The following is a 19,014-nucleotide window of genomic DNA, read 5'->3' on the forward strand; positions in this document are numbered from 1 at the left end:
CATGGGCCTGGCACTCCTGGTCGAAGGGGTGGCGGCCGCTGGGCTTGCGCTCACCTGCCCGCGTGAAGCGATCGGTGAAAGACTTGCCGTTGTCAGTGAGCACCGTCTGGATCGTGAAGGGAGCCTTCTCCTCCACGCGCTTCATGAACGCCTTGGCATCCTTGGCAGTCTGGCTGCGCCTCACCTCCAGATAGACCCAGCGTGTGGCACGATCGATGGCGACGTACAGGTAGTGCTTCTGCTCCTCATCAGGCATCTGAGGCAGGTGCTTGATGTCGATATGCACGTACCCTGGCTCGTAGTCTTTGAAAGGCTTGTGCCGGGGCTTGCCATCATCACCAGCATCCTGCCGTGCCAGTTCTGCCAGTGTCGGCACCTCGCGGCGCTGGAGCATGCGGTGCAGGCCTGAGCGAGACAGGCGAGGGTTCAGGAACTCATGTGCCACGACGAGCAGATCATCCAGGCCGAGGCGCAGGAACTCACGAGCGGCGATCAGCACCTCTTCCTGCTCAGACGTGAGGGTGGCCAGTAGGTTGTGACGCGTGTGCGGTCGGTCATGGACATCGTCGCGGTACCGCCAGCGGCGGATGGTCGCGTGGGAGACACCATACTGACGGGCTAGCTCGCTATCCGTGATGCTGGACGGTGCCGCCTGGATTTCAGCACGGATCTTCGGTGTCGTGGTGGCCTGCTTATGCAGCTTGATGTCCATGAACCTGCTCCCGAATGAATTGCTGTAGAAGCTCTCTGGCTGCCAGCAGAGGATAACTCCTATAGCTCATTTGATCATCCGGGACCCTACAGCTATTCAAGAAGCAGGATAGATTATATCTAATGCGATTGCGCTGAAGTTTTAAAGAAAAGCCTGATGTTTTCGCAGAGCACTATAGTCGATAGCTTGGGGGCTAACGTTCGCGGGGAAGTGTGATGCTTACGGAGAGTCCGCCATTACAAGAAGATGAGAATGCCACCTCGCCATTGTATTGTGTGACTATCTGTTTCAAAATAGCTAGTCCCAGTCCGTACCCAGGCTTGCTTTCATCAAGGCGCTTTCCTCGCTGACCAAGCTGCAGTAAAGCGGATTCTTCCACTCCCGGCCCATCATCGATGATCTCGATCACGAGGCCTTTATCCATGCATATGTGGCATTCCACATTTTTTCGAGCCCACTTCCCGGCATTGTCGAGTACAATGCCAAGCATCTCGTTCAGGTCGTGTCTTTCGATTGCAACGGTCGTCTCCTTGGGCAGGAGAACGTTAAGGTGAAAACACTTCTCGGGGTATAGCGTGCGCATCATGTCGACAAGTGTCTCGGCTTCTTCTGCAACAGTGGCGCGCTGAGCACTGCTTGGCCCGGCGAAGCGGGCGCGCTGCAATTCTGCTTTCAGTTGCGCCTGCATGCCTTCCAGACGTTCGAGCATAAGCTCTCTTCGCTTATCGTCGATAGGCCGTCTGCCGCGCAAAACCTGAGTGACCGCCGCCAAGGGCGTTTGGAGAGTGTGGGACAAGTCAGCGACTGCCGCACGTGAGCGAAGGATCCGGCGCTGCATTTCTTCCATAAAACGGTTTAGCTGAGAAATCAAATCATCGAGCTCAGAGGGGGCCTCAATCTCCAGTCGATCACGCTGGCCCATTTGAAATTCATTTAGTTGGTGTTTTAGTCGGAACAGCGACCGAAAGCTTCGGTTGACGGCGAACAGATTTAGAGTAATTAGCAGCAGGAGAAGGATTCCTGATATTCCACCTATCCACCACTGCAAGGCTCCTAATCCCTTCTCCACTTTAGAAAAGTCTTCACCGATCAGGAGGGTGCTGGTTTTCCCGCCAAGTTCCAGCCGTGTTCGATAGAATAGAGAATGGCTACCTTGCCAATGTATATCAAAGAGCTCGCTGCTGGTCTCATTCAGGAATGGCTCAAGGGGTAGCAGCCAGCTTGGGTCGGAAGTATATTCTTGATCGCCTATGCGCAAGACATACAAGTGATGAAAAACTTCCGAAGCCAGAGCGCTTGGTTGAAGTGATGACCTCGGAGGACCATCAATCTTCTTGAGCCTTTCGACAGTATAATGGGCCTCCTGACGCAGACGGTCGCCCAGAAAATCTCGTGCCAAGTCACGCATCAGCATGTCATGCAAAAACCAGGTGACACCGACGACAATGATTGCAACCATTCCGAGGCGAGCCAGTAGACTGACTCTTAAACTTCTTCGATCAATTCGAAGGAAGGACATAACCTTGTCCGCGCCGAGTTTGAATGCGATCTTTCCCTATGATGCGTCGCAGGCGACCGATATAGACTTCGACCAGGTTGGGCGAGGCAACATCTTGATCAAGCGCATACAGCTGCTCCAACAAGCTGGCCTTGGAGTGTATTCTGCGTGGGTGGCGCATCATATAGCGCAGAAGGCAGAACTCAGTAGCTGTTAGTGTCTGCCATGCTTCCCCGTTTCGGCTAACCTGTCCGGTTTCCTCGTTCAGCCATATGTCATTCACTTTCATGATCGTTTCCATGCTGCCCCTCCCCCGGCGGAGCAGGGCATGGAGTCTGGCCAGTAGCTCTTCCTCGTGATAGGGCTTGGTTAAATAATCATCTGCCCCTCGGCGTAATCCGGCGACCTTGTCAGACCAGCTATCCCGTGCAGTCAGGGCAAGCACGGGCAAGCATTTTCCTTCTCGTCGCCAGCGCTCGAGCAGGTCAAGCCCTGACGCATCGGGCAACCCCAGGTCGAGGATGGCGATGCTATAGGCTTCGCTCGCCATCAAGGCACTTGCTTTGCGAGCGTGACTGGCAATGTCGACGCGATATCCTTTGTCTTCAAGAGCTTCTGCGAGGCTTTCGGCCAAGAGGCTATCATCTTCCACGAGCAGCAATCGCATGGTTTAGCTCCCAGGCTTCACCGTATTAGGCAGCGCTTCAGCCCATATCGAGATCATGACTCGAAAGGTGATGCAAAAGTAGTGAGCGCTGCTGTAATCGCGAGAATAGCACCAACGGCGACAACTTCTAAGGCAATGGAGCGGCGCAATGCCACGCTGGCTCCCGGCACTTCCTCAGCGAATCTGGGTACGAGCCGGAAGCGATTAAGACCGGCGAGAGCCAACAGGCTGATGAATACCAGAAGCTTGAAGACAAGCAGGTTGCCGTAGTGACTCTCCCAGAGAGTCGATAATTGGTCAAGCAGTAGCCAAGCGACAGAGCCCCCTGCCAGTATGAGTGCGCCGACGAGGACCATTGCCAATGTACCGAATCGTTCGAGTACCCTGGCGACGCGGGAAGTATCGGGCGCATAGCTCATCCATATCAATGGCCACAATGCGCCGATCCAGAAGCTTACTGCCAGAAGGTGTAGTGCAATCAGCCCCCCGCCTGCCAGCCGGGCTTCCAGATCCGCTGTATGGCCTATCAGTGCAAACGATGCCACGGTCAGTACCGCACCCAACGCCCCAATGCCATACCCAAGGGGACGGCGCAGCCAGACGAAACCAATCAACGCCAAGCCGAGCCAGCGAAGCTTTGTACTGGTGCCCACTACAGACTCGAACAGCATGTTCAGATAGAAGGGCTCGAACATTCCACTGAGTCCCATGCCACTCAGGAAGCCGGAGCGAAGCGGAATTGCCATGGCTGTCAGGAGGCTGCCAGCCAGTGCCAGGCCTAGCGTCATCGTTACGACCCTGTTGCGTTCACGCACATTCAAGGTCGGAAACAGGATCAGAAACAGCGCTCCACCGGCCGCGCTTAACACGACAGCATAGCTTGCTATTTTCAGTATGAAGCTAGCCAGCTCCCACATGACTTTCTCCTTGGCTTTTTTCCATTATTATTTATCAGTCAAGTTGAATGAGAAGGTGTCTCTCATGCCATGCCCGTCGTTTGACATCGAGCGCCATTCAACAGTGTAGTGGCCAGTATCGAGTTCTGGTAATGGCAATACATAGTCGGCTTTCAATTGGCGACCGGGTACCTTAAGTGTTATTGAATCCCCATCTTGTGGGGTCAAGGATACATAAGTTAGAAAAAGCGGTGATGTGAAATTCAGTTCGAGCTCGTCAGGCACATTGTTGACCGTGGAACCTTCCGCGGGTGAAGCACTTTCCAATGCCGAATGAGCTTGAGCAAGGGTAGCGCTCACAAGAGTAATTCCAAATATAAAGGTGGCGGTCAGGGTCTTTTTAAAGTGCATCGATAGATCCTCGTTTTTCAGTTGAGTTGATGGTTGACTTCCTGCCTTTCAAAACCACATTCGAACACCGGCAACAACGCCAGATCCTTCGGTTTCACCCAGCGCTTCCCGGGTCAGTTCGGCGGTTTTTCCGTACTGCTTCTCCCAGTAGGTGCCGATATAAGGCGCAAGCTTTCGAGTGACCTCATAGCGCAATCGCATACCTGCGCGAGTATAATTAAGTCCTCGGACTACACTGAACTCCTCGACATCGCTTGTTGCTGCTTCGGCTTCCACTCGTGGCTGCAAGATGACTCGCTGAGTCATCCTGATTTCGTACTCTGCTTCCAGGCTTGCCGATACATCGCCTTCGTCGCTGACCCTCAGTGCGGTATCCACCTCGAACTGATAGGGTATCGTGCCGAGCAGGCCGATGACGGCGAAGGTTCGCTCGGGGTGATCGCTGGACGCAATGCCTCCCTGATAGCCGATACCGCCCTGCAATTCCCAGAAATCGGCAATCAGATGGCTATAGAGCAGGTCTAATGTCTCGAACTCGGCATCTTCCCCGTCGCCCTGCCGGTTTTTTCCTTCGCCCTTGATATAAAGACGCTGAAAATCTCCTCCGTACCATCCCTGGAAATCCCAGGCGATGGCATCTTTGTTTTCATCCGTCCAGACATATTCCAGACGATCGACGAGAAGGGTGCCGAAATTATGTTCTGTCATCGGCAGCCCCCAGCCGGGGGGCGCATCATGACTGCTGTTAGTCTGGGCTTGTGCTGTCGATACCAGGGCAAGAGTGCCCACACCGAACAAGATACGGGTCGTAAAACGCATGGCGATGGCTCCTTAGGCAACCCTGACGACCCGGAACATGCCGGCATCCATGTGATAGAGAAGGTGGCAATGAAACGCCCAGAGGCCAGGCGCATCGGCACTGACCAGTGCGGAAACCCGCTCGCCGGGCTTGATATTCAACGTATGCTTGCGGGGAATCAGCTCACCGGCGCCGTTTTCCAGCTCCATCCACATGCCGTGTAGATGAATGGGATGCTCCATCATGGTCGTATTGGTAAAGATGAGCCGGAGGCGCTCGCCGTGTTCGAAGTGAATGGGCCCATTCACTTCGCTGAACTTCATGCCATCGAATGACCACATGTAGCGTTTCATGTTGCCGGTCAGTTGCAGCTCCAGTTCACGCCCTGGCGGTCGACGGTCGGGCCAGGGCGCATAGGCCTTGAGATCGCGATAGACCAATACCCGGCGTGCGGCGGGATCGATACCGATTCCCGGCTGATCATAGTGCGAGCCGGGCTGTGCCGTGCCTGCCGGCAGTAGCCCACGGCTGCGACTCGCCGGTGCCGGGTTCTTGTCGCCAGGGAAGGCCATGCCCTGCATGGCGGCGTGATCCATGCCTTGCATGGCGGAATGATCCATGCCCTGCATGGCGGAGTGATCCGTGCCCGGGGTGCCGGCGTGATCCGTGCCCGGCATGGCGGCGTGATCCCTGTCCTGGACATCGGAGTGGTCCATGCTGCCGTGTGCACTCATGGCCTCCATGCCGCGATCGGGTATGCTTCGCCGCGGTGGAATGGGGGCCGCCATGCCCAGCCGTGGTGCCAGAGTGCCGCGTGCATAGCCGCTGCGGTCCATGGACTCGGCGAACAGGGTGTAGGCACGATCCGCTTCAGGCTCGACGAGAACATCGTAGGTTTCGGCCACGGCAATGCGGAATTCATCCACCGGCACCGGTTGCACCGGCTGGCCATCGGCAGCGACCACGGTCATCGTCAGACCGGGGATGCGCACATCGAAATAGCTCATTGCCGAGCCGTTGATCACCCTCAGGCGTATCTTCTCACCGGGCTTGAAGAGAGCCGTCCAGTTGTCCTGAGGGGCGTGGCCATTCATCAGGAAGATATAGGTAGTACCGGTGACATCGGCGAGGTCACGGGAACTCATGCGCATCTGCGCCCACATCGAGCGTTGTGCCAGCGTATCGGCGACGCCGTTCTTGGCCACGTCGGCGAAGAAATCGGCAATCGTGCGCTCCTGACGGTTGTAGTAGCCCTCCGACACTTTCAGGTGGCGGAAGACATCCTTCGGGTCCTCGAAGGTCCAGTCGGTCAGCAGCAGCACGTGTTCGCGATCATAGACGAACGGTTCGGGCTCGGCGGCATCGATGATTATCGGGCCCGCATGACCGAGCTGCTCCTGCAGCCCCGAATGGCTGTGGTACCAGTAGGTACCGTTCTGGCTGACCGGGAAGCGGGCGGTGAACGTCTCTCCCGGGGCGATACCGGCGAAGCTGACCCCAGGCACCCCATCCATTTCCGGAGGCAGGAGAAAACCATGCCAGTGTGCCGACGTCTGCTCCTCGAGCAGGTTGGTCACCCTCAGGACCGCTTCCTGTCCCTCTCGCAGACGTATCAAGGGCCCGGGACTGGTGCCATTGAGAGTGATGGGACGACCCGTCTTGCCGGCGATAGTCCGCGTTTCCCGCCGGATCGCCAGCGAAATTTCGGGCCCCTGTTCAACGCCCTGGGGATGCCCTCTACCGAGGCCGACAGGATTCGCCCAGGCGGGGCGCAAGCCCAGGGCTGCGGTTGAAAGGCCCAGCGCGGAAGCGACCTTGAGCAGTTGACGCCGAGACAGCATCGATACAGCCGGGGAAAGCGGCATGGCACGTTCCTGGTGAACTGAAGCGAAGTAGGCGCCAGTATCACATGCCAAGCTGAACCCAGACTGAGTCCATGACGGGTCTCCGGCCCGGCGCGAATCAGTTTTTCCAGCCGGCCAGGCTGCCGTGCGAAGGTGTGTTCAGCAGGACGGTAGCGGGAGTCGCCTTTTCGATGAAGCCCTTGCAAGGTGCTGGATTCAGCTAGAATTCAGGAAGTGCCACTATGGTGTCGCTTGAAAGAAACGACCTTTAGCCCTGTATTGAGGACGTTCACAGTCAGGAACGCGTAGCAAGGCCAGGAAGCGCCTTGTCCATCGATGTGCCAGCGAGGCGAGGGATTCGCATGGAGCTGTTCACTCTTCTTCTCATCCTGTTGATCAGCCTGTCGGCAGCACTCGCCGTGCAGTGGTGGCCGTTGCGCCATCAAGCGATGCCGAGCTATTCGCAACGGGCCCCTTTCCTGGGGGGTGGTCGACCCGATACCCATGCCTGGAGTCGCTATCACATTCGCTATTACCCCATGACACTGCTCCTGATCGCCTTCGAGATGGAGATGATGTTCATGTATCCGTGGGCGGTGGTGTATGTCGAGAAGGGCCTGGTGGCGATGATGGAGATGGGCATGTTCCTCGCCATCCTGTCGGTGGGCATCGTCTACGCCTGGCGAGAGGGGGTGTTCAAGTGGCAATGAGCTGGCTGAGACGACTCGCCGGCGAGGCTCCGGTACCGGTCTTTCCGGTCCTGGGCGTTGGCGAACATGCGGCGCTGCATCGCCTGGCGCTGACGCCGGGCGTCGAGCTGGTCGACTCTCCCCGCCACGCCAGCGTGATGCTGGTGGCGGGGAGGGTGCCGGCCAGTCTGCACGATGAGCTGCGCCGGGTGCACGACCAGCATCCCTGGCCTTTCGCCACGCTGTGGTATCGCAGCCGGCCACTGCCCGGACTCGAGGGCGCCATGCAAAGCGACGATCTCGAGGGCCTGGCCGTCGACCTCCGCCGCCTGCATCGGGAATTGATGGACGGCCGGCGCGACAGTTCGCCCCGGCTGTTGCCGGATGTCCCGCCGAATCCCTGGGAAGGGCTGGGTGACGACGGCCATGGCGGCGAAGGCATGATGGGCGGGGTGCCCTACGGCCGGCCGATGGCAATGAACATGCAAGATGACCTTCGCGACGGCTTGACCCTTGATTCCCTGACCTTTCGGCTGGGGCCTTTCTTTCCGGCCTTTCCCGCTGGCCTGGGGGCGGAAATCACCCTGCAGGGTGACGTGATTCAGACATGGACCACCCAGAATGCTCCCTACCCGGTCGCGCTCGATGCGGTCTTCCGGGAGGCCCGTGAGCGTCCGGTCCCCATCGCGCGCCTGGAACTGGCACGAGCGCGCTACCACCTGCAGCGCCTCTACCATGGCTTGCGGCTTGCCGGGCTCGAGCGTACCGCCCTGCAGGCATTGCGCCTGGCGAGTGAGATGACGCCGGAGCGCATGCAGCAGGAGGCGCGAGCCAAGGCGGTGGAGCATGCATTGCAAGGGCTGCGCCGGCGGCTGGTGCGTTGCGGGTTCTTCACGCTGGCGGCCTTGGACGAAGGCTGCCTGAGCGCCGAGCAGGCATGCCAGATCGGCGGTCCGGCGGCGCGCGCGTCGGGCATCGAGGAGGATCTGCGCAGTGAGGATACCGAGTACCGTCGTCTGGGTTTCGCGCCGATCTGCCACAGCGGCGGCGATAGCCGGGCGCGCTGGCAACAATACCTGGCCGAGATCGCCCAGTCGTTGCAACTGGCGTGCCAGGCCGTCAGTGACAACCGCTATACCCACGAAAGCGGTGCCGTCGAGACACCGCGCGGCGCATGGCGCGACCGGCGGCCCGCCGATGTCAGTACGCTGCTCGACGACCTGTTGCCGGGGCTGGAGTGGGACACCGCCCTGGCCAGCCTGGCCAGCCTCGATCTCGCGGGCGTTGCCGAATGGCCGCCTGGCGCTGACGAGGCATCGGCCTCACGCCCCGATGCCGAGACGGAGCGCTCCCGATGATCATCGATGAGCTGGTACTGCCAGTGCTGATGGTATTGATGACGCTGGTGGCGGGCGTTTACCTGGTCGCCGTGATCGACCGCTGGCTGGCGGGTGCCTTCGGCCTGCCGCAGGGTGGAAGTGCCTGGCTGGGGCCCCTGCGCCGCGGGGCCTGGCTGCTCACCCAGCATGCCAATGCGACCGAGGCGCCGGACTGGCAGGCCTGGCGGCTGGCGCCGGCGCTTTACCTGGCGCTGGCTGCCATGGGGCTGGCGGTGGTGCCGTGGTCGGCTACGCTGGTCGCGACCGACCTGACCACCAGCGTGGTGCTGTGGGGCAGCGTGGAGGCGCTGGCCACGGTGGTGATCTTCCTGCACGGCTGGTCGGCCAACGCCCTGTTCGCGCTGATCGGTGCCTATCGCTACGTGGCCCTGGGGCTCTCCTACATCCTGATCAGCATGTTCGTGCTGATCGGCGTGGCCCTGCCTGCCGAATCGTTGCAGTTCACCCAGGTCGTCACCTCGCAGACGGAGATGTGGAACGTCGTGCGACAGCCACTGGGGCTGCCGCTGTTCCTGATCGTGGGGCTGGGCATGACCTTCTGGGGGCCGCTCAACCTGGCCGATGCCGACGACCTGGCAGGGGGCACCGCCTCGGAAGTGTCGGGGCCGCCGCGGCTGGTATGGGACGTCGCCCGGGCGGCGATGCTGGTGGCCTTCAGTGGCGTGGCGGCGAGCGCCTTCCTGGGCGGCTGGTTGGGCCCCTGGCTGCCGGGGCCGCTGTGGATGCTGATCAAGATGCTCGCTGTGCTGGTTGTGCTGTTGCTGCTCGGGTGGCTGCTGCCGCGGGTGGCGCCGGAACGCTGCATGACCCTGATGTGGGTGGTGTTGCTGCCGCTGTCGTTCGTCGACCTGCTCTGGGCGGGCATCGCCGCGTTGCTGAACGGATAAATGGAGAGGCTCGCGTGATGGACTATCCCCTTGGTGTCGATATCGCGTTTCTGCTGCTCGCCGTCCTGGCGGTCGTCTCGGCCTGGCGGGTGTTCTGCACCGATTCGATGGTGCGCGCCTCGTTCTTCCTGCTGGTGTCGTTCATTGCCGTGGGTGTGATCATGATGCTGCTGGCGGCCGTGTACCTGGGTGTGGCGATGTTCTTCATGATGGCCGTCGAGATGATGGTCATGGCGCTGTTCATGGTCATGTTCATGATGAACCCGGCCGGGCTCAATCCGATGATGATGGTCCACCAGCATCGTCTGTCCATCGGGGCCGGGGTGGCCGCGTTCGTGGTACTCGGCGGTGTGGCGCTGCTGGCCGACTTCCCGGTGCGGCCGTTGCCGGCCGGGCTCGAACCGGTGCGTTCACTGGGCGAGGAAATGCTCGGCGACTCGATGCTGATCTTCGAGTCGGCCGGCGTCGTGCTGCTCACGACGATGGTCGGCGTGGTGGTGCTGGCGAGTCATCGCGGACGCTACGGCGGCGCCGCGGAGGGTTCCATGCCACCCGGGCTGGAGCCGGGCGGGGAGCCGGCCGGGATGCCCGAAGCCGAGGAGGGCGGCGGCCACCACCACCATTGCCACTGACGGTAATGTCCTCGATCACCTACGCAGGGAGGCGGAAATGACACTCGTCACACTCTTGTTGCTGGCCGCGGCGCTGATCGGCATCGGGCTCTATGGCGCGCTCTCGCAGCAATCGTTCGTGATGCTGATGATGGGGCTCGAACTGATGCTCAACGGCGTCATGCTGGCGGCGGTGGCGTTCTGGGCCCTGAGCGGTGCCGGCGCGCCCGAGGGTCAGCTGCTGACCATCGTGGTCATGGCGGTGATGGCCATCGAGATGGCCATGGGCTTCGCCCTGGTGGTGGCGGTCTTCCGCACCAACCAGGCCGACATGACTGAAGCGCTGAGCGGGTTGAAGCACTGATGCTGTGGGTACTGGTCCTCGGCCCGCTGCTGCTCGCGATACTGGTGTATCTGGCCGGCCGGCGCTGCGGGCGTGCCGCCCTGACGCTGGGGGCGTCGCTGGGCATGCTGGCCACGCTGCTCCTGGCTTTGGTGGCGGTGATGGGCGATTGGCAGGGCGCCTATCGCTGGAGCGAGACGCTCGTCCTGTCGCTCGAGCTGTCGTCAGCCGGTCGCCTCTTCGCAGTGATGGTGCCCCTGGTCGCCCTGCCGATCATCGCTTATGCCGGCGTGCACGATCTGCCACGTCGCGATGATCACCACCGCACGACGGCGGGTGGCGCCCGGTTGCTGGCGTTGCTGGTGGCCTTCGTCGGCGCCATGCAGCTGCTGGTGCTGGCAAACGACCTGCTGACGCTGCTGATTGCCTGGGAGCTGATCGGTGCCTGTTCCTGGGCGCTGATCTCCCAGCGCTGGGGCGAGGTCGCCGTGGCGCGCGACGCGGCTCATGCCTTCCTGACCACACGCTTCGGCGATCTGGGGCTGTATATCGCCGCGGCAGCGGTTTTCGCTGGCACCGGCAGTTTCGGTTACACCGACCTGGCCGCCCTCGACGGCGGGCTCAAGCACGTCGCGGTGGCCGGGATCGTGCTCGCGGCGGCGGCCAAGTCGGCCCAGCTCCCGTTTTCGGCGTGGCTGTTCGCGGCGATGTCGGGGCCGATCCCCGTGTCGGCGCTGCTGCACGCCGCGACCCTGGTCGCGGCGGGACTCTACCTGCTTGCCCGGCTGCAGCCGGCGCTGGCGACGGTCGCCTGGTTCGCCCCGGTGGTCATCGCCACTGGCCTGGCCACCGCTCTGGCCGGCGGCGTGGTCGGCGCCTTGCAGGGGCACGCCAAGAAGCTGCTGGCGGCATCGACGTCGGCCCAGTATGGGCTGATGTGGCTGGCGGTGGGCGTGGGTTTCCCGGGGGTCGCCCTGGTGCACTTCGTGGCGCATTCTTTCCTCAAGGCCGGGTTGTTCCTGGCGACGGGGATAGCCGAGCGCCAGACCGGCAGCTACACCCTGGCCGACATGCGTCTCGGCCGGCGCTTGCCGGGGATCGCGATCGCCACGGCGGTGATGGCGCTGGCACTGGCCGGGCTGGCGCCGATGGGCTTCGCCTGGAGCAAGGAGCAGGTCGTCGCCGCGGCCGGCCAGCAGGGCGCGTGGCTGGCCCTGCTCGTTGCGCTGACCGGTGGGTTGAGCGCGCTGTATGCCACGCGCTTCCAGTGGCTGGCCTACGGGCGCGCGACCCGGCGTGAATCCAGCGGCCTGCCCGATGCGCCATCACCGTCGACTGTCGAGCGTGTCACGTTGATGGCCCTGGCCGCTGCCACCCTGCTGCTGTCGCTGTTGTGGTGGCCCGCGGCGCAGGCATGGCTGACCGGGGCGCTGGCCTTGTCGCTGCCCCAGAGCCACCCCTGGCAGCTGGTCGTCTCGTTGATACTGGTCGTGTTGGGCATTGCCGCGGGCGTGATGCTGGCACGCCGTCCCGAGCAGGCGGTACGCGGCTGGCAGGCCCTCGCCGCGAACTGGTTCGGCCTGCCGGTGCTGGCGCAAGGCATCGCCACCCGCGTCAATGCCCTTGGCCACGCCCTGGCACGCATCGACGATGCGGTCGTCGACGCCGGCCTGCGCGCGACGGCTCGCCTGGCCCGGTGGCTGGCACGTCACCACGCCCGCGAAGGGGAGTCCCTTGCCGAGGAGCTGCCGAGATCCCTGTCGCGGCTGGTCGACGAGGGCGGGCGCTGGGCCCGCCAGGCCCAGAGCGGCCAGACGCATCACTATTACACCGGCATCGCGGCCGGCCTTGTCATCATCCTGCTCATGCTCGTGATAGGAGTCGCCTTGTGATTCTCACCACTGCGCTGGCCGTGCCCTTGCTGGGCGCTGTCGCACTCGCCGGCTCAACGCGCTGGAGTGACGCTCGGGCACGTCAGGTCGCGGTCATCGCCGCGGTGCTGTCGCTGCTGGCGCTCGTCGTTGCCTGGGTTGGCTTCGAGCCGGCCGGGCCGCTGTTCCAGCATGTCGACGAACTGCGCTGGGTGCCGTCGCTGGGCGTCGCTTATCGGGTCGGGGTGGACGGCATCGCACTGTCGGTCGCGACGATGAGTGCGCTGCTGTTCGTCGCCGCCATCGTGTATCCGATGGACACGCGCGGCGAGTCGCGTCAGTACTACGCTTGGCTGCTGTTCCTGCAGGCCGTGTCGCTGGGGGTGTTCCTGGCGCTCGATCTGCTGCTGTTCTACGTGTTCTTCGATCTGACCCTGGTCGGCATGTACTTCCTGATCGGCCGCTGGGGGCATGGCGCGCCTCAAGCCTCGGCGCTCAAGTTTTTCCTGTATACCTTTGCCGGGTCGTTGCTGCTGCTGCTGGCGATCATCGGCCTGTATCTGTCGCTCGACCCCCACACCTTCGATATGCGGGTGCTGATCGAGCAACAGCCGATGGCCGGGAAGGGGCTGTATGCCGGGCTGGTCTTCCTGGCGTTGATGCTGGGGCTCGCGATCAAGACGCCGCTGGTGCCGCTGCATACTTGGCTGCCCCAGGCCCACGTCGATGCGCCGGGGCCGGCCTCGGCGATTCTCGCCGGGGTGCTGCTCAAGATGGGGACCTACGGCATGATCCGCCTGCCGCTGGCGATGCTGCAGGAAACCTTTGCCCGTTACGCCCTGACGGTGGCCGTCATTGCCCTGGTCGCCATCCTCTACGGCGCGCTGGTCGCCCTGGGCCAGCGGAATCTCAAGCGACGCATCGCCTATACCTCGATCAACCATATGGGCTACACGGTGCTGGGCATCGCCGTGGCCGCTGCCGCGTTCACCGACGACAGCCTGGTACGCCAGCTGGCCCTGACCGGCGCCACGGTCGAGATGGTGGCGCATGGCCTGATCACCGGCGCCCTGTTCCTGATCTGCGGTTCCTTCTGGCAGCGTACCGGGGAATATGACCTGGACCACTATGGCGGGCTGGCCAGCCAAGCGCCGCTATTGACCGGCTTTACCGCACTGGCGGCATTCGCCAGCCTGGGCATGCCGGGGCTGGCCGGCTTCGTTGCCGAGTTCCAGGTCTTCGCCGGCACCTTCGCCATCTATCCCTGGCTGGCGGTGCTGGGCGTCGTCGGGATATTGATCACCGCGGCCGTGTTCCTGGACATGCTCAGGCGGTTGTTCTTCGGGCGCCTGCCGGTACACCTGGGGCAGTTTGTCGAGTTGACGCGGCGTGAATGGAGCGTGCTCGGCGTGCTGTCGCTGGGGATCGTCGTCATCGGTGTCGCGCCGCGCTTCCTGCTGACGCTGATCGAGGCGTCGGCGGGTCTGCTGGTGGGAGGCCACTGATGCCCGTCGGCGACCTGCTCCCCGAAATCATTCTATTGCTGGGTGCGGTGATCATCGTGCTGTTCGCCGCCTTCGCCCCGCATGAGCGCCAGACCTGGGCCGCCGGCCTGGCGCTGGTGACGCTGGCGGCGGCCATGGCGTTCGCGGTGGCGCAGTGGGGTGCATCGCCGCGCCTGACGTTCTCCGGCGTATGGGCCCTGGATGGCCCGGCCATCGTCGCCAAGTGGCTGATTCTGCTGAGTGGCGCGATAGCCGTGCTGCTGTCGCCGGACTGGATGCGCAGCGACCCCCGGCATGGCGAGTATTACGCCCTGTGCCTGTTCGCTCTGCTCGGCATGCTGATGATGGCGTCGGCCACCGACAGCATGGAGCTGGTGGTCGGGGTGCTGCTGTCGTCGACCGCGAGCTACCCGCTGGTCGCCTACCACCGGGGCTTCCCGCCGGCGCTGGAAGCGGGCATGAAATACTTTCTGATCGGGGCGCTGACCAACGCCCTGCTGGTCATCGGGGTGGTCGTGCTGTTCGGCCTGGTCGGCGACACCGACTATCGGCGCCTTGCCGAGGCCCTCGGCGAGGCCGACCCCTGGGCCCTGAGTCTGGCTACCGCCTGTGTCGTGATCGGGTTGAGCTTCAAGCTCGCGGCATTTCCCGGGCATGCCTGGATGCCGGACACCGCCCAGGGCGCACCGGCGCCCATCGCCGCGTTGCTGAGCGTGGCGCCCAAGGTGGCCGCCGCGGTGGCACTGGCACGCTTCGTGACCGTGTTGCCGCCAGGCCAGGTCTGGCCCGCCGTCGTTGCCGGCATCGCGGTGGTGACCATGACACTGGGCAATCTGGCGGCGTTGCAGCAGAGCGACGTGCGTCGTCTGCTCGGCTGGTCGTCGGTTTCGCAATCGGGCTATGCCTTGATGGCGGTGGTTGTGGTCGGTAGCGATGCCCGCGCCCTGCCGGCCCTGCTGATCTTTCTGGGCAGCTACGTGCTCGCCAACCTGACGGCCTTCGCCGTGGTCACCCATCTACGCGGGCGCACCGAGCTGACCGACTATCACGGCCTGACGCGAAGCCAGCCGCTGGCTGTCGCGATATTGATCGTGGCACTGCTGTCACTGGTGGGCATTCCGCCGCTGATTGGCTTCTTCGGCAAGTTCCTGCTCTTCGAGGTGACCATCGACGCCGGTTACACCTGGTTGGCGGTGATCGCCGCACTCAACACCCTAGTGTCGCTGTTCTACTACCTGCGGGTGATCGCGGCGACCATGTTCAAGCCTGCCCGGGGGGCAGTGCACGTGTTGGGCGGCTGGTCATGGGTGACGCTGCTGGCAAGCGTGGGGCTCTTGCTGGTGGTGAGCCTCGGGGTGGAAGGCGGGCTGGCGATGATGTCCGCGCTGTCGTTCGCCGGCCCGAGCGCTTGATCGTTCCCTCCACGTGCGGGAGACATTGACGCGGATCAAGGCCTTGCGACAGCGATCGGGCAGCATGGACGGGAGCGGGGCGCGGTCCGGCGGCGTGGTGACACGGGAACCCTGAATCGGAGAGCGATCCCGTCCTTCCATCATCAGCAGGAGAGATCGCATGCGCATGCAGGGGAAGAGCGTCATCGTCACCGGCGGGGCCAGCGGCATCGGGCTGGCGAGCGTGGAGCGCTGCCTCGAGGAGGGGGCCAGCGTGGTCATCGCCGATATCGCGGGCAGCGATGGCGAGGCCCGGGCGGCGGCGCTGGACGGCCAGCACGCCGGGCGCTGCCTGTTCAAGGCGTGTGACGTCACCGATTCCACCCAGGTGGACCGGCTGTTCGAGGACTCGGTGGCGGAGCTCGGTAGCGTGGATGCCGTGTTCAACAACGCCGGCATCGGCGGCATCTGCCCGACCGACGAGCTGAGCGACGAGGATTACCTGCGGATCATCGACATCAACCTCAACGGCGTCTTCCGGGTCGCCCGGGCGGCACTGCGGGTGATGTATCGCCAGGGCAGCGGAAGCATCGTCAACTGCGCCTCCATCCTTGGCGTGTTCGGCCAGTCCCAGACCGCCGCCTACACCGCCGCCAAGGGGGGCGTGGTCAACCTCACCCGTACCCTGGCGATCGAGGCGGCGCCGAAGGGCGTGCGGGTCAACGCCATCGGCCCGGGCTATATCGACACGCCGCTGCTCGCGGATCTGGATGACGAGCTGCTCCAGGGGCTGATCCGCCTGCACCCCCTCGGCCGCCTGGGGCGCCCGCAGGAGGTCGCCAACGCCTTCCTGTTCCTGGCCGGCGACGAGGCCAGCTTCACCACCGGCACCACCCTGATGGTCGATGGGGGCTTCACCGCCGGCAAGTCGTGACGCCCCCGCGGATACGCCGGCGCCAGCCAGGGCAGGTCGGGCGCACTGGCTGGCTTGCCTGCCCCGGTCGCCGGGATCGGAAGTTTTCCGGCGACACCTGCCGGCATCCTGCCCATGAAGGCCCCTATTCGGAGAACATGCCGAAGATCAATCGTCTCAGCCAGCGGGTGCCGGGGTCCTTGTGGAAGCGGCGATGCCAGAACAGGTTGATGGGGACTTCCTGGGACAGCAGCGGGTGTTCCTGCATGGCCAGGCCGAGCCGGTCCCGGGTTGCCCTGGCCAGCTTGTCCGTCACCGTCACGACCAGGTCGGTCTCGCTGATGATGTAGGGCACGGCCGCGAAGTGGGGCAGCTTCAATCTCACGGGGCGCTCGATCCCGGCCCGGGCCAGCTGTTCCTCCACGAGACCGTGCCCGGTGTCCTTGGCGACGACCACCGCGTGCCTGGCGGCCATGAATTCATCGATTCCGAAATGGCCCCGGGCAAGCGGATGGCCACGGCGCAACAGGCAGACGTAGCGCTGCATGAAGAGCCTTTGCTGATAGAAACCGGCCCCCAGCTGGGGGATCAAGCCGATGGCCAGGTCGACATTGCCGTCTTCCATCTCCCGCTTCAGGTCGTCGCTGTGACTGCGCACCGTGCTCAAGGAGACCCCGGGAGCCTCTTGGGAGAGGCGTTCGATCAGGCGGGGCAGGAAGATGATCTCGCCGATATCGGTCATGGCGATCGTGAACGTTCGCTGGCTCGCTTGCGGCGCGAAGTCGTCCGGACGGTTAAGGGTCTCCTGAAGGAGCGCCAGGGCCTCGGCAATGGAGGGGTGCAGGTCGGAGGCCAGCGTCGTCGGCATCAGGCCTCTCGAGGTACGCTCGAAAAGTTCATCCCCGAACAAGGCACGCAGTCGCTTGAGCGCGTGACTGATCGCGGGCTGGGTAATGCCGAGGCGCCGGGCGACGCGCTGGGTGTTTTGCTCCTGGTAGAGGAGATCGAACACGACCAGCAGGTTCATGTCGATGTCGGACAGCTTGATCATGGTGTTCCCGTCTTCCAGAGGCGCCCGTGACCCCTGCTGGCATTGGACAAAGGTCGCGAACCGGGAGGCAGGAGTTGATTCAAGACTTTGAATCTTTTGGTTATTAGCGCCGTTTATGCCGTGAATTCAGGCCGCTGTGTGGTTTTCGCCGAGTCCGGTTCATAACGTCAGGGGCATCACGATACCCCTGACAGGTAGCCAGCCATGTTATATGAACCCTCCCGAAAGCGTCTTTCCCTCGGCATCGTCGGCGGCGGCATCGGCGGTGTGGCCCTTGCCGTGGCGCTCTCGCGCGACCCCGGTCTCGAGGTCTCCCTCTTTGAAGCGGCCCCCCGGTTCTCCGAGATCGGTGCCGGGGTGTCCTTCGGGCCCAACGCGGTGCAGGCCATCCGGCTCCTCGCGCTCGAGGCGCCGTACCGGCGCATTGCCGACGCCTCTCCGGCGCCCTTCGAGGACGTCTGGTTCGAGTGGCGCCGCGGCAGCGACGATAGCTACCTGACCGCCAGCCTGGCGCCGGGGTGCGGCCAGTCCTCGGTTCACCGCGCCGATTTCCTGGACGCCATCGTGGCCCACCTGCCCGACGGGATCGCGCAGTTCGGCAAGCGCTGCATAGACGTGCAGCAGGAAGCGAGTGGGGCGAGGGCGTACTTCGACGACGGCACCGCCTTCACCGGGGATATCCTGATCGGCTTCGATGGCATCAAGTCGGCGGTGCGCGAGCATGTGCTGCCCCCGACGCAACATCGGGGGCTCGAGCCGTTCTGGAGCGGTACCTATGCCTATCGCGGCATGATTCCCGTCCGGCAGCTGGAAGCGGCCATGGAAACCCGCGGGGTCAACCAGCGACTCGCCGTGGTGCCGCAGATGTACCTGGGCCATGACCGCCACATCCTGACGTTCCCGGTCAAGCACTCCGAGTTGATCAATGTGGTGGCCTTCCTGACCGATCGCTCCACGCCGACGCCCACGCTGGCTGAGGGGGAAGCCTGGGTAAATGCCGTGACCCAGGCGGAGCTGCGAGGCGTCTTCGACGGCTGGGGCGCCGCCTCTCAAGCCATCCTTTCCTGCATTCCCGAGCCGACGCGGTGGGCGCTGCATGAGTTGCCGGCCTTGCCGCGTTATCAGCGCGATCGCGTGCTGATCGTGGGCGATGCGGCCCACGCCATGCTGCCCCACCAGGGGGCGGGCGCGGGTCAGGCACTGGAAGACGCCTACGTGCTCGCCAGCCTGCTCACCGATGACGCCTGTACCCGGCATAACGCCCGGCAGGTGCTGGCGGCCTTCGAGGCGGTTCGCCATGCGCGCGCCTGCCGGGTACAGCGGACCTCTCATGAAGCCGGTGATCTTTACGAATACCGCGCGCCGGGCATTGGCGATGACGGGGTGCGTCTCGCCGCCGAGCTGGAAACCCGTTTCGACTGGCTGTGGAACCATGACCTGCGGGACGACGTGGCCGCGGCCAGGGCACGCCTGGGCTGGGAACCCGCCGCGCACCCTGCCTTGAGCTGATGACGACCGGGCGGCGA

Annotated in this window: 18 protein-coding genes; 10 read left to right on the forward strand and 8 right to left on the reverse strand. The window is 63.4% G+C overall.

From position 1 onward, the window contains the following. The 7 genes from ACTCB7_RS13690 to ACTCB7_RS13720 form a co-directional block, all read right to left on the reverse strand. A partial coding sequence (locus ACTCB7_RS13690; RefSeq protein ID WP_463007091.1) for a DDE-type integrase/transposase/recombinase occupies positions 1-712 on the reverse strand: 712 nt, incomplete at its 3' end. Positions 713-905: 193 nt separating this feature from the next. Beyond that, complete coding sequence (locus ACTCB7_RS13695; RefSeq protein WP_463007092.1) at positions 906-2,126, reverse strand: ATP-binding protein; 1,221 nt, start codon at positions 2,124-2,126, stop codon at positions 906-908. An 85-nt stretch (positions 2,127-2,211) separates the two neighbouring features. After that, positions 2,212-2,877: a response regulator gene (locus ACTCB7_RS13700; RefSeq protein WP_463007093.1), complete on the reverse strand. Its 666-nt coding sequence runs from the start codon at positions 2,875-2,877 to the stop codon at positions 2,212-2,214. A 53-nt stretch (positions 2,878-2,930) separates the two neighbouring features. Then, positions 2,931-3,794, reverse strand: a complete 864-nt coding sequence (locus ACTCB7_RS13705; protein ID WP_463007094.1) for a copper resistance D family protein — start codon at positions 3,792-3,794, stop codon at positions 2,931-2,933. Between the two features lie 27 nt (positions 3,795-3,821). Further along, entirely contained in the window at positions 3,822-4,184 is a 363-nt protein-coding gene (locus ACTCB7_RS13710) for a copper resistance CopC family protein (protein WP_463007095.1), read from the reverse strand. A gap of 48 nt (positions 4,185-4,232) precedes the next feature. Continuing rightward, positions 4,233-5,003 (reverse strand): copper resistance protein B, encoded by a 771-nt coding sequence (locus ACTCB7_RS13715; protein WP_463007096.1) that lies wholly within the window; start codon positions 5,001-5,003, stop codon positions 4,233-4,235. Positions 5,004-5,015: 12 nt separating this feature from the next. After that, a complete protein-coding gene (locus ACTCB7_RS13720) occupies positions 5,016-6,848 on the reverse strand; it encodes a copper resistance system multicopper oxidase (RefSeq protein WP_463007097.1) in 1,833 nt (610 codons plus the stop codon). A 341-nt stretch (positions 6,849-7,189) separates the two neighbouring features. Here ACTCB7_RS13720 and ACTCB7_RS13725 point away from each other — a divergent pair, with 341 nt between their 5' ends. The 9 genes from ACTCB7_RS13725 to ACTCB7_RS13765 all read left to right on the forward strand — a co-directional run bounded on the left by ACTCB7_RS13725 (position 7,190) and on the right by ACTCB7_RS13765 (position 16,458). Next, the gene (locus tag ACTCB7_RS13725; RefSeq protein WP_463007098.1) at positions 7,190-7,537 is read left to right on the forward strand and encodes an NADH-quinone oxidoreductase subunit A; all 348 of its coding nucleotides are present in this window, start codon (positions 7,190-7,192) and stop codon (positions 7,535-7,537) included. Further along, positions 7,534-8,874: an NADH-quinone oxidoreductase subunit D-related protein gene (locus tag ACTCB7_RS13730; RefSeq protein ID WP_463007099.1), complete on the forward strand. Its 1,341-nt coding sequence runs from the start codon at positions 7,534-7,536 to the stop codon at positions 8,872-8,874. The genes ACTCB7_RS13725 and ACTCB7_RS13730 overlap by 4 nt, the downstream gene beginning before the upstream one ends. Then, entirely contained in the window at positions 8,871-9,803 is a 933-nt protein-coding gene (locus ACTCB7_RS13735; protein WP_463007100.1) for a complex I subunit 1 family protein, read from the forward strand. The genes ACTCB7_RS13730 and ACTCB7_RS13735 overlap by 4 nt, the downstream gene beginning before the upstream one ends. 17 nt (positions 9,804-9,820) lie before the next feature. Continuing rightward, positions 9,821-10,435 carry an NADH-quinone oxidoreductase subunit J family protein gene (locus ACTCB7_RS13740; protein WP_463007101.1) on the forward strand — a complete coding sequence of 205 codons (615 nt, stop codon included), beginning with the start codon at positions 9,821-9,823 and terminating at the stop codon, positions 10,433-10,435. Between the two features lie 37 nt (positions 10,436-10,472). Then, positions 10,473-10,778, forward strand: a complete 306-nt coding sequence (gene nuoK / locus ACTCB7_RS13745) for an NADH-quinone oxidoreductase subunit NuoK (protein WP_463007102.1) — start codon at positions 10,473-10,475, stop codon at positions 10,776-10,778. Continuing rightward, positions 10,778-12,649, forward strand: coding sequence for an NADH-quinone oxidoreductase subunit 5 family protein (locus ACTCB7_RS13750; RefSeq protein WP_463007103.1), 1,872 nt, complete (start codon positions 10,778-10,780; stop codon positions 12,647-12,649). Before nuoK ends, ACTCB7_RS13750 begins: the two co-directional genes overlap by 1 nt. Then, positions 12,646-14,133: a complex I subunit 4 family protein gene (locus tag ACTCB7_RS13755; RefSeq protein ID WP_463007104.1), complete on the forward strand. Its 1,488-nt coding sequence runs from the start codon at positions 12,646-12,648 to the stop codon at positions 14,131-14,133. The genes ACTCB7_RS13750 and ACTCB7_RS13755 overlap by 4 nt, the downstream gene beginning before the upstream one ends. After that, positions 14,133-15,545, forward strand: coding sequence for an NADH-quinone oxidoreductase subunit N (locus ACTCB7_RS13760; protein ID WP_463007105.1), 1,413 nt, complete (start codon positions 14,133-14,135; stop codon positions 15,543-15,545). Before ACTCB7_RS13755 ends, ACTCB7_RS13760 begins: the two co-directional genes overlap by 1 nt. Positions 15,546-15,705: 160 nt before the next feature. After that, on the forward strand, positions 15,706-16,458 hold the full coding sequence (locus tag ACTCB7_RS13765) for an SDR family NAD(P)-dependent oxidoreductase (protein ID WP_463007106.1): 753 nt from the start codon (positions 15,706-15,708) through the stop codon (positions 16,456-16,458). 124 nt (positions 16,459-16,582) lie between these two features. On the opposite strand, the gene ACTCB7_RS13770 is transcribed toward ACTCB7_RS13765, so the two are convergent. Then, the gene (locus ACTCB7_RS13770) at positions 16,583-17,488 is read right to left on the reverse strand and encodes a LysR family transcriptional regulator (RefSeq protein WP_463007107.1); all 906 of its coding nucleotides are present in this window, start codon (positions 17,486-17,488) and stop codon (positions 16,583-16,585) included. 204 nt (positions 17,489-17,692) lie between these two features. Between ACTCB7_RS13770 and salA the strand changes: the two genes are divergently transcribed. Beyond that, a complete protein-coding gene (gene salA / locus ACTCB7_RS13775; RefSeq protein ID WP_463007108.1) occupies positions 17,693-18,997 on the forward strand; it encodes a salicylate 1-monooxygenase in 1,305 nt (434 codons plus the stop codon). Positions 18,998-19,014: the final 17 nt, after the last annotated feature.

It is taken from the genome of Modicisalibacter sp., assembly GCF_055145905.1.

What these genes read in the sequence shown, in the direction of transcription:
- ACTCB7_RS13705 (WP_463007094.1), bottom strand. Translation starts at nt 3,794, where the DNA reads ATGTGGGAGCTGGCTAGCTTCATACTGAAAATAGCAAGCTATGCTGTC.
- ACTCB7_RS13740 (WP_463007101.1), top strand. Translation starts at nt 9,821, where the DNA reads ATGGACTATCCCCTTGGTGTCGATATCGCGTTTCTGCTGCTCGCCGTC.
- ACTCB7_RS13695 (WP_463007092.1), bottom strand. Translation starts at nt 2,126, where the DNA reads ATGCTGATGCGTGACTTGGCACGAGATTTTCTGGGCGACCGTCTGCGT.
- ACTCB7_RS13710 (WP_463007095.1), bottom strand. Translation starts at nt 4,184, where the DNA reads ATGCACTTTAAAAAGACCCTGACCGCCACCTTTATATTTGGAATTACT.
- nuoK (WP_463007102.1), top strand. Translation starts at nt 10,473, where the DNA reads ATGACACTCGTCACACTCTTGTTGCTGGCCGCGGCGCTGATCGGCATC.
- salA (WP_463007108.1), top strand. Translation starts at nt 17,693, where the DNA reads ATGTTATATGAACCCTCCCGAAAGCGTCTTTCCCTCGGCATCGTCGGC.
- ACTCB7_RS13730 (WP_463007099.1), top strand. Translation starts at nt 7,534, where the DNA reads ATGAGCTGGCTGAGACGACTCGCCGGCGAGGCTCCGGTACCGGTCTTT.
- ACTCB7_RS13750 (WP_463007103.1), top strand. Translation starts at nt 10,778, where the DNA reads ATGCTGTGGGTACTGGTCCTCGGCCCGCTGCTGCTCGCGATACTGGTG.
- ACTCB7_RS13725 (WP_463007098.1), top strand. Translation starts at nt 7,190, where the DNA reads ATGGAGCTGTTCACTCTTCTTCTCATCCTGTTGATCAGCCTGTCGGCA.
- ACTCB7_RS13720 (WP_463007097.1), bottom strand. Translation starts at nt 6,848, where the DNA reads ATGCCGCTTTCCCCGGCTGTATCGATGCTGTCTCGGCGTCAACTGCTC.
- ACTCB7_RS13735 (WP_463007100.1), top strand. Translation starts at nt 8,871, where the DNA reads ATGATCATCGATGAGCTGGTACTGCCAGTGCTGATGGTATTGATGACG.
- ACTCB7_RS13760 (WP_463007105.1), top strand. Translation starts at nt 14,133, where the DNA reads ATGCCCGTCGGCGACCTGCTCCCCGAAATCATTCTATTGCTGGGTGCG.
- ACTCB7_RS13765 (WP_463007106.1), top strand. Translation starts at nt 15,706, where the DNA reads ATGCGCATGCAGGGGAAGAGCGTCATCGTCACCGGCGGGGCCAGCGGC.
- ACTCB7_RS13715 (WP_463007096.1), bottom strand. Translation starts at nt 5,003, where the DNA reads ATGCGTTTTACGACCCGTATCTTGTTCGGTGTGGGCACTCTTGCCCTG.
- ACTCB7_RS13700 (WP_463007093.1), bottom strand. Translation starts at nt 2,877, where the DNA reads ATGCGATTGCTGCTCGTGGAAGATGATAGCCTCTTGGCCGAAAGCCTC.
- ACTCB7_RS13770 (WP_463007107.1), bottom strand. Translation starts at nt 17,488, where the DNA reads ATGATCAAGCTGTCCGACATCGACATGAACCTGCTGGTCGTGTTCGAT.